General features: G+C 36.8%; 8 protein-coding genes. 5 read left to right on the forward strand and 3 right to left on the reverse strand.

Annotated elements, in window-relative coordinates; translation table 11 throughout:
* Window positions 1-447: 447 nt before the first annotated feature.
* On the reverse strand, window positions 448-1,338 hold the full coding sequence (locus IGK54_RS03085; protein WP_002355746.1) for a ring-cleaving dioxygenase: 891 nt from the start codon (window positions 1,336-1,338) through the stop codon (window positions 448-450).
* A gap of 165 nt (window positions 1,339-1,503) precedes the next feature.
* Between IGK54_RS03085 and queA the strand changes: the two genes are divergently transcribed.
* Window positions 1,504-2,535, forward strand: coding sequence for a tRNA preQ1(34) S-adenosylmethionine ribosyltransferase-isomerase QueA (gene queA, locus IGK54_RS03090; protein ID WP_002355747.1), 1,032 nt, complete (start codon window positions 1,504-1,506; stop codon window positions 2,533-2,535).
* 343 nt (window positions 2,536-2,878) lie between these two features.
* Here the strand turns inward: queA and IGK54_RS03095 are convergent, their stop codons facing one another.
* On the reverse strand, window positions 2,879-3,184 hold the full coding sequence (locus tag IGK54_RS03095; protein WP_002355748.1) for a helix-turn-helix transcriptional regulator: 306 nt from the start codon (window positions 3,182-3,184) through the stop codon (window positions 2,879-2,881).
* Between the two features lie 822 nt (window positions 3,185-4,006).
* On the opposite strand from IGK54_RS03095, the gene IGK54_RS03100 reads away from it, so the two are divergent.
* A complete protein-coding gene (locus IGK54_RS03100; protein WP_002355749.1) occupies window positions 4,007-6,652 on the forward strand; it encodes a calcium-translocating P-type ATPase, PMCA-type in 2,646 nt (881 codons plus the stop codon).
* 677 nt (window positions 6,653-7,329) lie between these two features.
* Complete coding sequence (locus IGK54_RS03105; RefSeq protein WP_002381294.1) at window positions 7,330-9,336, forward strand: KUP/HAK/KT family potassium transporter; 2,007 nt, start codon at window positions 7,330-7,332, stop codon at window positions 9,334-9,336.
* 69 nt (window positions 9,337-9,405) lie between these two features.
* On the opposite strand, the gene IGK54_RS03110 is transcribed toward IGK54_RS03105, so the two are convergent.
* On the reverse strand, window positions 9,406-10,104 hold the full coding sequence (locus tag IGK54_RS03110; protein ID WP_131639275.1) for a helix-turn-helix domain-containing protein: 699 nt from the start codon (window positions 10,102-10,104) through the stop codon (window positions 9,406-9,408).
* 124 nt (window positions 10,105-10,228) lie between these two features.
* Between IGK54_RS03110 and IGK54_RS03115 the strand changes: the two genes are divergently transcribed.
* Together IGK54_RS03115 and IGK54_RS03120 are read left to right on the forward strand one after the other, a co-directional pair.
* Complete coding sequence (locus IGK54_RS03115) at window positions 10,229-12,373, forward strand: heavy metal translocating P-type ATPase (protein WP_185938162.1); 2,145 nt, start codon at window positions 10,229-10,231, stop codon at window positions 12,371-12,373.
* A 123-nt stretch (window positions 12,374-12,496) separates the two neighbouring features.
* Window positions 12,497-13,921 carry a helix-turn-helix domain-containing protein gene (locus IGK54_RS03120; protein ID WP_010825068.1) on the forward strand — a complete coding sequence of 475 codons (1,425 nt, stop codon included), beginning with the start codon at window positions 12,497-12,499 and terminating at the stop codon, window positions 13,919-13,921.
* Window positions 13,922-13,925 lie beyond the last annotated feature (4 nt).

Consider the following 13,925-nt stretch of genomic DNA (forward strand, 5'->3'; position numbering starts at 1 on the left):
AAAAGAGTATTCTGAGAAGGGGAAAAAGCCGCTATAACAAAGAAAAGTGTCCTTTATAGCAAGTTGACGGGAGCTGAGTTTTTCATTAGAATGGAAAGAGAACAAGGGAATAAAATAAAAAAAGGCGCTTCATGATTTAGCGGCAACTAAATCACGAAGCCTTGAATAGTCACCTGTGCAAGTGGACCATCAAGTTGCCCGTTCAATCAATGGAAACCATTGATCACTTTTATTTTACTGAATTTTTGAAAAAATTACCAGTTTTTTTAAGAAGTAAGAAGTGGAAGAACGAAGGATGCTTTTTATGGAATGTGCAATGACGTTTAGAAAAATCTGAAGGTCATTTTTTATTCTCTTGTTCAAACATTCAAACATAGGGGAAGAGAGACGGACGTAATTTTGTCACCGATTATTACGTCCGTCTTCCGTTGTTTTCTAAAGCGTTGGTTACATGTCTTTGTAGAGGTTGGCTTCAATTGCAGTCCGTTTTGGTTCTAAAAAAGGCGGTAAAGCCAACGTTTCCCCTAAATGTTCCAGAGGCTCATCCAATGTAAAACCAGGAGTCAAAGTAGCAAATTCAACCCGATTCCCGCCTGGTTCACGAATGTATAAACTTTTAAAATATCCACGACTTACATACATTTCAATTTCCCAGCCTTGTGCTAAAGCGCGCGTGTGTAGTTCTTGTAATGCTTCATCATCAGCCACAGAAAAAGCAATATGATCCATACTGCCACGCCCCATTCGGCTTGTTTTATCCGACGTTGTTTGATGAACAGAAAAGCTTTCCGTCTCACTTAAAATAATCGTATTGCCAACTGCTTGCCAACCAAGAAATGTTTCAAAAAAGGCCAAGGTTTTTTCAGAATCTGGCACATGAAATTCAGTAGAGGCCAAACCGATAATTTGAACCGCTGCTGGAATGTCGTTAGAAACAACGAGTGTTTCTTTTAATGGATTTTCAGGAACTTCTGTCAGGATAATATGCGTATCATCTGGATCACTGAAATGTAGGCTCTTTTCTTTTTTGTTAAATGGAATTTTGTTTTCTGTTAAACGTTGTTCCCAAAAGGAAAGGCTGTTTTGGGGAATTTTTAAGCCAATCGTGGCTAAATAATTTTTTTCTTCATAGCGGTTGCCTAATAAGGGCACGATAAAAAAAGTTACTAAGCTTCCCGGCGTGCCTTGATAATCGCCATAAAAATAATGAGGCATGCGATTGTTGTCTTGATTTACGGTATTTTTGACAAAACGTAAGCCTAACAATTTTGTATAGAATGATTGGTTTTCTTGACCATGACGCGCTAATAGTGAAACATGATGAAATTGAGCATGCATTTTGAGTTCCTCCTCTAAATAACTATGTATACTTACTTAAAGTAAGTATAGTGCTTCTGACATTTTTTGACAACTATTTAGTTTGATTCAGAAGGCTGACATAGCCAGAAACAAGAAAAAGTGTTAGAATAACCAAGATAAAAACTAGTAGAAAGAGTGACGGAAATGCTAAGTACAGAAGATTTTGATTTTGATTTACCAGAAGAATTAATTGCTCAAACCCCACTAAAAGATCGCGCTAGTTCACGATTATTAGTTGTAAATAAAGAAACAGGGGACATGGAGGATAAACATTTCCATGATATTCTTGATGAATTACAGCCTGGGGATGCATTAGTCATGAATAATACACGGGTACTGCCGGCCCGTTTATATGGAGAAAAACCTGAAACAGGCGGTCATTTGGAAGTTTTACTTTTAACAAATACAGAAGGCGATACATGGGAAACCTTGATTAAACCCGCGAAACGTGCAAAAGTCGGCACGGAAATTCAATTTGGCGATGGTCGCCTAAAAGCGGTGGTTAAAGAAGAGTTGGAACATGGTGGTCGAATCATTGAATTTAAATATGATGGTATTTTCTTAGAAATTTTAGAATCGTTAGGAGAAATGCCATTGCCGCCATATATCAAAGAACGTCTAGATGACCCAGATCGTTATCAAACGGTTTATGCTGAAGAAAATGGTTCAGCTGCAGCACCAACAGCGGGTTTGCATTTTACAAAAGAACTATTAGAAGAGATCAAAGCAAAAGGTGTTCATCTCGTTTATTTAACTTTACATGTCGGTTTAGGAACATTCCGTCCCGTGAGCGTTGATAATATAGAAGAACATCATATGCATAGCGAATTCTATCGTTTAACTGAAGAAGCGGCTAAGCAATTAAATGAAGTACGCCAAGCAGGCGGTCGGATTGTTGCGGTTGGAACAACTTCTATTCGTACGTTGGAAACAATTGGCACAAAATTTAATGGTGAAATTCAGGCTGACAGTGGCTGGACCGATATTTTTATCACACCAGGGTATCAATTTAAAGTCGTAGAGGCTTTTTCAACGAACTTCCATTTACCAAAATCTACGTTAGTGATGCTTGTGAGTGCTTTTGCAGGAAAAGACTTAACATTGGCTGCTTACCAACATGCTATTGAGGAAAAATATCGTTTCTTTAGTTTTGGCGATGCAATGTTTATTAAATAAGCGACACTTTGTGAGCAGAATACTTGGGATTGAAACAAAAATATATTATGATAAACACGTGATTTTTGGAATCACAGTAAAGGTGTGCTTTATTTTTTCTTCCCCTGTAAATAATAAAGTTAGAAACCAAAACGCTACTAGGACAAAAGTGCTTAGTAGACAATCTTAGAATAAAAAGAACGGCGCAACCACGGTTGCGCCGTTCTTTTTTATGTAAGCAAAGATTAATTATTGAAACAACAATACGAAGAAGGGCTTTCTTCGTATTGCCGGTACTAAGTTGTACCTCGGCAACTCCAAGTACAATCAGAAAAATTGTCTTGTTAAGTACAGCTTATACTGTTCAGGCTTCTTGTTCTACATCGTCATTCAGTGTTTCTTTGAAGGTGAACACATCATCAATGGTTACGCCAAAGACGTTCGCGATGTCATGCGCAAGAAGTAATGAAGGATTGTACTTGTTTCGTTCCAGTTGAATAATTGTTTGTCGAGAGACACCGACTCGATTGGCCAAATCTTGCTGGGTCATACGAGCCATAGCACGATAAACATGAATTGAACTTTCAAACGAAGATTTTTTCTTTTTTCGCATAGCATTCCCTCCTTTAAAAGAAGATAAAATAGAATGTGCACCTTGAATATAACACATATGATTATTTGATACAAATATATTTTATTGCTTAAAAGAAAAAACCGAGCTTAAATTTAAGCTCGGCCTTGTTAACGGGAAGACATCAATTGGTTGAATAAGTGTTTACATTTCGCGATACATGTAAAGCAAAAGGTGAACGTGATGTGGTGAAACTAAAACCTTGTTTTCATACAGTTTCGACGCTTGGATGGTGGATAACTTGCGTTAGGTGATAACAGATAGGGTAAATGCTTTATAGAAACTCCATCCTTCTATAACCTTTCCCTATTTTCCGATACGAGTTATCACTAACAATTACTCTACACGTATTGTTTACAGGTGAATCTTGCAATTCTAACAACTTTGAGTTTACCGATTTTTATCTACTGAGAAAATCTTCAACCAATTGATTTGCATGTCCTCCTTACACTTAAAGAATAGCACTTTTTGGAAACGTTTGCAAATTATAACACTTATTAATAAGATTAAATATAATATTTTTCTGGTTATTTTATAACATGTAAAATAAATAATTGTGCGAACTAAATAACATTGTATTTTTTGTTGTTTTTGTGTTGAATATATAGAAATAAACTATTTTTTTATCAGACAAAATGAAAAAAATGTCCATTGCTTTTTGGCTGAATTCGTTTCCTTTTTCATAAAATTCCCATAATTAAATAGAAACATTGCTGTAGCAACAACGAAAATACCAGTTTTTTTCATACATATGAGAGAACGCTAAGCCAAAGATGAAAAAAGTTGCGTGTTCAAAAAAAATCATGTTATATTTAATAGAGACACTATTATATAGGAAGAAAAAATTAGAGGGGGAATAGGATGGAAGCTTACAAGCAATCTGTCGATACTGTCACAAAAGAAGTTTCAGTCAATACTGAAACTGGTTTAACACAACAAGAGGCCCAACAACGGCTGAAAGAAAATGGCCGCAATCAATTTGAAGAGGCTAAGAAGGATTCTGTGTTAAAGAAATTTATTCACAGTTTATCTGATTTTACAACGATTATTTTATTAGTTGCTGCGGCAATTTCGTTTTATACAGCAATCGTAACAGAACATGGCGAATATTTTGAAGGAATCTTAATTATTGCAATTGTGATTATCAATGCTGTTTTAGCCATTGTTCAAGAAGGAAATGCTGAAAAATCTCTGGCGGCTTTACAAGACATGAACAAGCAAAGTAGTGCAGTCTTACGAGATGGCAAGGTAATCGAAGTCGATGCTGAAGAACTAGTAGTAGGAGATGTTCTAGTTCTTGAAGCTGGTTCAATGATTACAGCCGATGCACGACTTATTCAAGCTTCTCAAATGCGCGTAGAAGAGTCAGCACTAACAGGTGAAAGTGAACCTGTTGAAAAAGATCCTACATACGTGGGGCATGACGATGATGGCTTAGGAGATCAAATAAATATGATTTTCAAAGGCTGTACCGTTGTGAATGGCCGCGGACGAGCAGTAGTAACTGCAACAGGAATGAATACGGAAATGGGTAAAATTGCTGGGTTACTGAATAACAGCGATCAGCAAAAAACACCATTACAAAAACGCTTGAATCAATTAGGCAAACGTATTAGTTTGTTAGCTTTAGGGGCTGCAGCAATTGTTTTCATTATTGGTGAACTGCAAGGAGAACCGCTTCTTGAAATGTTTATGACAGCCGTTTCCTTAGCGGTGGCAGCTGTACCAGAAACACTAACCGTGATTGTAACGTTAACCTTAGCATATGGTGTTCAAAAAATGGCTAAGAAACATGCGATTATTCGTCGATTGCCAGCAGTAGAAACGCTAGGAACTGCGAATGTTATCTGTTCTGATAAGACAGGAACACTGACACAAAATAAAATGCGCGTCCGCCGAGTATGGCATCGTGGTGATGAAGTAACGGATACGGAAGATGCCATGACCGATGAAGCCATGGAAGTATTGAAAATGGCTGCTTTATGTACAGATGTCATTGTGGAAAAAGAAGGCGATGAACTAACTGTTACAGGGAATCCGACAGAAGCGGCAATTGTTCGTGCTGTCGAAGAAAATTATCATACGAAAGAAGAACTTGAAGAAAAATATCCTCGTATTGGTGAAATTCCCTTTGATTCAGAACGAAAAATGATGACTACGGTCCATCAATGGGGGAAAAAGTACATCTCAATTACTAAAGGAGCCTTTGATGTGTTACTACCACGTTTTGGTTTCGGAGATGTCGATCAAGCGGCTATTGTTAATGATCGTTTCGGAAAACGAGCGTTACGAGTTATTGCTGTCGGTTATGCCGTATATGATGAACCACCCAAGGAAATTACATCAGAGGCTTTAGAAAAAAATCTTCGCTTGTTAGGCTTAATTGGCATGATTGATCCACCACGTCCAGAAAGTAAGGGCGCCATTGCTCGTGCGAAAAAAGCTGGAATTAAAACAGTCATGATTACTGGTGATCACGTGGTAACAGCCAGTGCAATTGCTAAAGAATTAGGAATTTTAAAAGATAAAAGTGAAGCCTTATCTGGTTCAGAACTGAAAAAAATGAGTGATGAAGAATTAGATAAACGGGTTAAAGATTTATCCGTTTATGCACGTGTAACCCCTGAAGATAAAATTCGAATTGTTCAATCATGGCAACGTTCTGGCGCTGTTGTAGCAATGACCGGAGATGGCGTGAATGATGCGCCAGCCTTGAAAGCTAGTGATGTCGGTTGCGCAATGGGGATTACTGGAACAGATGTGGCCCAAGGCGCTTCAGATATGATTTTGACGGACGATAACTTTGCAACTATTGTTGATGCAGTGGCGCAAGGACGTGCCGTGTACCGAAATATTCGTAAAGCCATTAACTTCTTATTAAGCTGTAATATTTCTGAGATTTTTATTGTTTTAATTGCCATGTTACTTGGTTGGGGTGCGCCATTTACTGCAGTTCAACTGTTGTTTGTTAACGTGGTCGCAGATGGGTTACCTGGTTTTGCATTAGGAAAAGAACCAGCGGAAAAAGGAATTATGGATGAGGCACCAATCCCTAAAAACGAAGGGATTTTTGCACGAGGCTTATGGCAAAAGATTGGGATTAATGCAGCAGTGTTCACAGTCATTACTTTGTTTGGTTTTTACCTAGGTGCCTTTGTACCAGGTGTTTCAGCCTATGTTTCAAACAGCTATGAAGTTGGACAAACAGTGGCATTTTTAATTTTAGCTTATTCCTCTATCTTACATGTCTTTAATGTTCGTAGTGCGAACTCTGTTTTCCGTGTAAAATTATCAAGCAACAAGTCGCTCTTTGAAATGGTCGTTTTAGCATTACTAATTACCACAACCATTGCTTTATTACCATTCACACAAGAACTATTTGGATTAGTGCATATTAGTTTAAATCATTGGATGTTAGCAATTTTCCTATCCTTTGTGCCAATTTTCGTCAATGAAATGATTAAGTTCCATTTCTCTGAAGTCGAAGAGGAAGAAGAAGTGATTTAAATTTAACAGGAATAAAAGGAGCTACCTTTGTTCAGAAAATTATCTTAATAGTTAGCAAGAGGTCGGGACAGAAGCGTTTAACTCCGAGAAATAAGAAGGAATTTCCGAAAATTGTTCTTTAATTTTTGGAGACCAAGTAGGTATTGTTCATCATCGAATCACTACGTTCTTCGTGATTCTCAACAATTCCGGCTTATTTCCGAAGGACCTTCACCAAGTAGGTACGATGATTTCATCTGTTCATGCTTCACAGTGAAACATTGCAACTCTTAGAGCTGTAGCTCTTTTGAAGGCTGTACTGTGACGAGACGCATGTCGAGAAAACACCTTAGAAGTTGTTGAGAACGAAGCAACGCGTAGTGTTGCTTCTGTTCCCGCCGTTTATCAGTTTTTGAGCGTGGAGCAAAAATCCAAAGTGATTTTTGTCCCACGCTCTTATTTTTGATTTTCCTTTTTTCAAAATAGGTGGGTTTCTTATCTAAGATGAACATTCTCTAATAAAAAGACTTGCTAAACGATTTAAAACGTATTATAGTGAGTAGCATCGTTAGTCAAAAAGCGCTTTTTGACTAATGAAAAAGATATATAAAACGTTATATAATAAAGAGTTTTAAAAGTTTTTATGGAGCTGTTGGTTAAACTAAACGAAGTCATTTCTTTTGTAGGAGGAAAGTATTGTGTTACACAAAGCAGAGGGGTTTGATCGTCGGAAATTTACGATGGCAGGGATCTTAGTTGCCATGGGCGTTGTCTATGGAGATATTGGAACGAGCCCTTTATATGTAATGAAAGCCATTGTAGGAGATAATGGTGGCTTGGCACGGGTTTCTGAATCGTTTATTTTAGGTTCGGTCTCATTAATTTTTTGGACATTAACTATCTTAACCACGATTAAATATGTTGTTATTGCTTTAAATGCTGATAACCATGGAGAAGGTGGGATTTTCTCTCTTTATACATTGGTTCGTAAAAAAAGTAAGTATTTGATTATTCCCGCAATGATTGGCGGCGCCGCTTTACTGGCTGATGGCGTTTTGACCCCAGCTGTGACAGTGACGACAGCGATTGAAGGCTTACGGGGAATTCCGGCATTTTTTGAACGTTTTGGCAATGACCAAACGATTATAGTGGTTATTACGTTGACGATTATTTTAATTCTTTTTTCTGTTCAACGATTTGGAACAGAATTGGTCGGGAAAGCTTTTGGGCCGATTATGTTCTTGTGGTTTACTTTTTTAGGCATCATTGGTTTAATGAATTTTAGCCAAGATTGGACGGTTATTCGTGCATTAAATCCATATTATGCTTTGCAATTACTAGTCAGTCCAGAAAATAAATTAGGTCTATTTATTTTAGGGAATATTTTCTTGGCTACAACTGGTGCTGAAGCTTTATATTCTGATTTAGGGCATGTAGGAAAAATGAATATCCGCATTAGCTGGCCGTATATTAAGATTTGTTTGATTCTTAATTATTTAGGGCAAGCTGCGTGGTTGTTAACGGTCAAAGAAAACCCTGAAATGCAGGCATTAGCTGAAATTAACCCATTTTTCCAAATGATTCCACGAGGTATTCTCGTATTTGGCGTTGTTTTTGCAACAATCGCCGCAGTGATTGCTTCGCAAGCGTTAATATCAGGTTCGTATACTTTAGTTTCTGAAGCGATTAAATTGAAGTTATTACCAAGACTTAAAATTATTTATCCTGGGAGCAATATCGGTCAAATGTATATTCCAGCGGTAAATTTAATTTTGTGGTTAGCTTGTTCAGCAATCGTGCTGGCTTTTAGAACATCGACACACATGGAAGCTGCGTATGGTCTATCGATTACGATTACGATGTTAATGACAACCATTTTATTGTTGTTTTATCTTTTGGATAAAATTCCAGCTTGGTCTGCGTATCTAATTTCCTTGTTCTTTGCTGCCATTGAAGTTGTCTTTTTCTTTTCAAGTGCTGCGAAGTTTTTCCATGGTGGATATGTTGCTGTGGGAATGGCAGTCTTCTTGTTATGCATCATGATTATTTGGGAACGCGGCAACGAGATTAAAGAAGCAACGGCGGAACAAGTGTCGTTGGAAAAATATGTACCACAACTTAAAGCTTTGAAAGAAGATACATCTGTACCTATGTATCAAACCAACGTGGTCTTTTTAACCTCTGATCGAGTGGACGGCGAAATTAATCGTAATATTATTTATTCGATTTTAGACAAACAACCAAAACGAGCGAATGTTTATTGGTTTGTTAATGTTCAGGTAACAGATGAACCCTTTACTCAAGAGTATTCTGTTGACATGCTAGGAACTGATTTTATTGTGCAAGTTCAGCTATATTTAGGCTTCCATATTTCTCAAGAAGTGAATGTATATTTAAGACAAATTGTTCATGACTTGATGAAAACAGGGCGCTTGCCAAAACAGCCACAACGTTATTCATTAACGCCAGGGAGAGAAGTTGGCGATTTCCAATTTGTATTAATTCAAGAAGAATTATCTAACGTTTCTGAACTGAAAAAATGGGATCGACAAATTATGCAGGCAAAATTAGCTATCAAAAACTTAACTACCTCTCCTGAAAGTTGGTTTGGCTTGGAATACAGTGAAGTCAAATATGAATCCGTTCCTTTAATCATTGGCCCACAACGGAAAACGCACTTAGTCGAACGAAAGAATCGTTCATAAATAGAAGAAATTTAACTAAAAGATTGAGCCTAAGTCCTTGAGATACATGGCTCAATCTTTTTTGTAGAATCAGAGTAAATACTGTAATTCCACAAAGAATTCATTTAAAAGCGTTTGGTCTTTAAAGGAATTCATCCGCTTAAAGATGGCCAGTAAGACTTCTTTTTGTGGTTCAGTTAATTGATCTACTTTTAACAAAGGAAGAAAAGCGATAATCAGAGAATAATCCAATTCTGGATTTTGAGAATGTGTAAATAATTCATGGAGTTCTGACAAAATAAACGGTTGATAATAAGATTGGTCAGACTGTTCTTCTGCAGTTGTTGGTTCATAAATAGAAATACTCTCTTGGGAATGAGAGGGGGCTTCTACTGTTAACGGAAAAGCATAAAAGGACTGCTGTAACTTTTGCGCTTGAATCATAATTTTTAAGGAATCGTGATAGGATAGCTGTTCTTCAGATAAACGTCCCATCAACTGAGTAAAAAAAGGTGGTTTTAGCAGTTGTTTATTTTGAAAATTTTCTTTTAATAGCTGGCGCACAAATCGATCGAAATCACCATAAAGTAGCCAATCTACTGTTGTATCGCAGGCTTTAGCGATTTTTTTTAAGTATCGTTTATTGGGTAAATTCAAACCTAGTTCCCAGTTACTAATTGTACTTCCACTAGATAAACCAATTTTATTGGCTAAATAACGTAAAGTGTACTTCTTCTTTTTTCGAGCGTCACGCATGCGTGCCCCGACTTGCTTTGTAGTAATTTTCATTGAAACACTCCTTTTGTAATAAATATGAGGATAAGGTGTTCTTAAAATATACATACGCAAAATTCGGCTCTTTTTTTTCTAAACTAAAAAAAGTAATTATTTCTAACAATTTTCATCTTGTGCTATGCTTAAGATGAAAATACTTAAGAAGAGAAGGGATCATATGTCAGCAAAACATAATCATGAACAACATCAGGAAAAACAGCCAACAGTGTCCCACGATAAAATGAATCACATGAATCATGACATGGCGCATGAACAAATGGCTATGTCACACCAACATGAAGGAATGAAGGGAATGGACCATTCAATGCACATGGGGAATTTTAAACAAAAATTCTGGCTGTCATTGATTTTAGCTATTCCGATTATTGTTCTTTCACCAATGATGGGTTTTCAATTACCTTTTCAATTTACTTTTCCAGGTTCTGATTGGTTGGTCTTAATTTTAGCAACTGTGCTATTTTTTTATGGTGGACAACCATTTTTAAGTGGCGCTAAAATGGAATTACAGCAAAAGAGTCCAGCAATGATGACGTTAATTGCGATGGGGATTTCGGTATCATATTTTTACAGCTTATATGCGTTTTACATGAATCATTTTACGAATCAGGCCCACGTGATGGACTTTTTCTGGGAATTAGCCACTCTGATTGTTATTATGCTTTTAGGCCATTGGATTGAAATGAATGCTATTTCTAATGCTGGTGATGCCTTGAAAAAAATGGCTGAACTGTTGCCTGACACAGTCAAGCGAATGACTGAACATGGGGAAGAAGAAATTCCTTTGCAAGATGTCCAAGAAGGCGATCGCTTGATTGTTCGTTCGGGAGATAAAATTCCGACAGATGGTAAAATTTTGAAAGGAAGCACAACAGTCGACGAATCGATGGTTACAGGGGAATCAAAAACAGTAGAAAAAAACATTGGCGACTCCGTGATTGGTGGAGCAGTCAATGGCAACGGAATGATTGAAATTTCGGTAACTGGCACGGGTGAAAATAGTTACCTGTCAAAAGTTATGGAGATGGTTAAACAAGCGCAATCGGAAAAATCAAAACTAGAATCCATTTCAGACCGTGTAGCCAAGTGGTTATTCTATATTGCCTTATTCGTAGGTGTGTTAGCATTTATCGGTTGGTTAATGGCGACGAAAGATTTATCGCTAGCATTTGAACGAATGGTTACAGTTTTTATTATTGCCTGTCCCCATGCGTTAGGCTTAGCAATTCCTTTAGTGATTGCTAGAAGTACCTCCATTGCTGCTAAAAATGGCTTACTTTTAAAAAATCGGAACGCATTAGAACAAGCCAATAAGGTTGAATATGTGTTGCTGGATAAAACTGGTACTTTAACAGAAGGACAATTTACAGTTACTGGCTTAGAATTAATGAGTAAGCAATTCACTAGAGAAGAAGCACTTAAATATATTGGAGCATTAGAAAAAAATGCAAACCATCCGTTGGCAATTGGGATCATGAATTATTTAAATAAACAAGCCGTTCAACCTTATGAAGCCCATAATCTGCAAGCTTTATCAGGCGTAGGACTGGTTGCTACTGTTCAAAACCAAGAAGTCAAAATAGTCAATGAAAAAGAAGTTGCACGGTTACAGTTAACCTTCGATGAAACAATTAAAACAAACTATCAAGAGCAAGGAAATACCTTGAGCTATTTAATCATCGCTGGTCAATTAGTCGCACTGCTTGCTTTAGGAGATAAAGTCAAACCAGAAGCTAAAACATTTATTGCAGAGTTACAAGCGCAAGGAATTACGCCAGTCATGTTAACAGGGGATAATCAAACAGCCGCCAGTGCAGTTGCTAATTATTTAGGAATGAAGGAATACTACGCAGAGCTCTTACCAGAAGATAAAGAAAAAATTGTGCAACAATATCTTACTGAGGGACATCAGGTCATGATGGTAGGAGACGGTATTAATGATGCACCAAGTTTAGCCCGTGCTTCAATCGGCATTGCGATAGGCGCTGGTACAGATGTAGCGATTGATTCGGCAGATGTTGTACTGACGGATAGTGATCCTAAAGATATTTTAAGGTTCTTAGATTTAGCCAAACAAACACGACGTAAAATGATCCAAAATCTTTGGTGGGGAGCTGGGTACAATATTGTCGCCATTCCTTTAGCGGCTGGGGTTCTTGCACCAATTGGGATTGTTTTAAATCCAGCTGTAGGTGCTGTCTTGATGTCATTAAGTACAATTATTGTAGCAGCAAATGCTATGACACTGCATATTTCAAAAAAATAATTCGATATAATTGTAGAGAGCGGAAAGTAATCAATACTTTTTGTTCTCTATTTTTTTCTTCTTAAAAAAATTTTTGCCTTATTTGACGTATTCTTATAACAAGGGAGTGAAAGGGGACGATATATGGATTTCAAGGAATTATTGTCTTTTGAACATAAAAATATGTTGGAATTGTTGGATTTACTGCAACAAGAGCAGACATTTTCTGTTTTGATGGCTGCAGAAAAACTAAAGGTGAGCGACAAAACCATCCATTGTTACATTCAACGTTTTGAAAAAAAGCAGGAAACGTTTAAGATAGAAGGGCTTTGTAAGATTTATACAACGACCAAAGGAATTGTAAAATATCGTGAATTATGCGTTTGTGGCTTGGCTCGGTTTAGACAAAAATTTTGTTATTTTATTCCCGAATTTTATATTTTACGTTGTCTAATTGAAGAGCGAATCAATTATGCGCAATTGACCCAGGTATTGGGATTACAGGAATCAACTCTTCGGAAGAAACTTTCTAATATTCGACGTTGGCTAGTTAATTTTGATATTATTGTACGTCAAAAACATTACGATTTAACTGGCAATGAATGGCAAATTCGACAGTTAATCCTTTGTTTTTATTTGTTTTTTCAAGAAAGCTGTCTGGAAGAAAACAGAGAAATGACTCGGAAAATCATTACCTTTTTTGAGTTGGATTTAAATGTAGCACAACAGAATCATCTTAGTTGGCTAATTTATATTTGGGAGAAACGATATAGAGGCGGGCATGAAATTTCAGTGCCAAATGCTAATTTATTTCAACAAACAAGTGCTTTTTTTTATTTATTTCGTGTGGAAGTGTTGAGCACTTCTTTTATGTCTCTTAAAGAACAAAAAGCGTTATTTGTGATTCTTGAAGCACATTTTGGTGGTTGTTTTGGCAAGAGAGCGCGAAAGTATTTTATTCATGAGCAAATGAAAATAGAAAGTTTATGCTTAAAAACAGCTATTTTTATTATGAAAGAAATTAGGAGAAATTTTACACAACATCATTTTAATTATCAAGAAATTCATTTATGTCGATTTTTAAGTACGCATATGAATAGTTTATTAGACGGACAAGCATGGTTGCCAGCTCATAAACAGGAACAAACACTCGCTGCTCGTTATCAACAAACCTGGCACAGATTACAGAAACTAATTAGGCTTTTAAAACGCCTATATCCAGTCTTTACTTCAGTAAAAGAACGGGAATTGACGAGTTGCTATTTTTATCACATCCTAGATTTATTTAACCCGATTTTATATGAAAAAAAATATATTATTTGCCTATTGACGGACTTTCCTCCAGAAAAGGAACGAGCGTTGGGGCAATCTATAAAAAGCTATTTCAGTGAAAAAAAGAATATTACAATTATTCATGGAAAACCAACGTATCAACTTCACCAAGCACACCTATTAATTGTCAATCATTTGTTTCAGATGAACGTAGCGCTTTCTTCTAAGACAGTGGTTTATTTGCCAGAGGAATTATCTCCTGCTTTTTTTGAAAAAGTCGAAGCGAATCTACCGTAAGAAG

Origin of the sequence: Enterococcus sp. DIV2384, from assembly GCF_050534975.1 — a bacterium.
GTDB lineage: Bacteria > Bacillota > Bacilli > Lactobacillales > Enterococcaceae > Enterococcus > Enterococcus faecalis.

What these genes read in the sequence shown, in the direction of transcription:
- IGK54_RS03085 (WP_002355746.1), bottom strand. Translation starts at nt 1,338, where the DNA reads ATGCATGCTCAATTTCATCATGTTTCACTATTAGCGCGTCATGGTCAA.
- queA (WP_002355747.1), top strand. Translation starts at nt 1,504, where the DNA reads ATGCTAAGTACAGAAGATTTTGATTTTGATTTACCAGAAGAATTAATT.
- IGK54_RS03095 (WP_002355748.1), bottom strand. Translation starts at nt 3,184, where the DNA reads ATGTGTTATATTCAAGGTGCACATTCTATTTTATCTTCTTTTAAAGGA.
- IGK54_RS03100 (WP_002355749.1), top strand. Translation starts at nt 4,007, where the DNA reads ATGGAAGCTTACAAGCAATCTGTCGATACTGTCACAAAAGAAGTTTCA.
- IGK54_RS03110 (WP_131639275.1), bottom strand. Translation starts at nt 10,104, where the DNA reads ATGAAAATTACTACAAAGCAAGTCGGGGCACGCATGCGTGACGCTCGA.
- IGK54_RS03115 (WP_185938162.1), top strand. Translation starts at nt 10,229, where the DNA reads ATGCTTAAGATGAAAATACTTAAGAAGAGAAGGGATCATATGTCAGCA.
- IGK54_RS03120 (WP_010825068.1), top strand. Translation starts at nt 12,497, where the DNA reads ATGGATTTCAAGGAATTATTGTCTTTTGAACATAAAAATATGTTGGAA.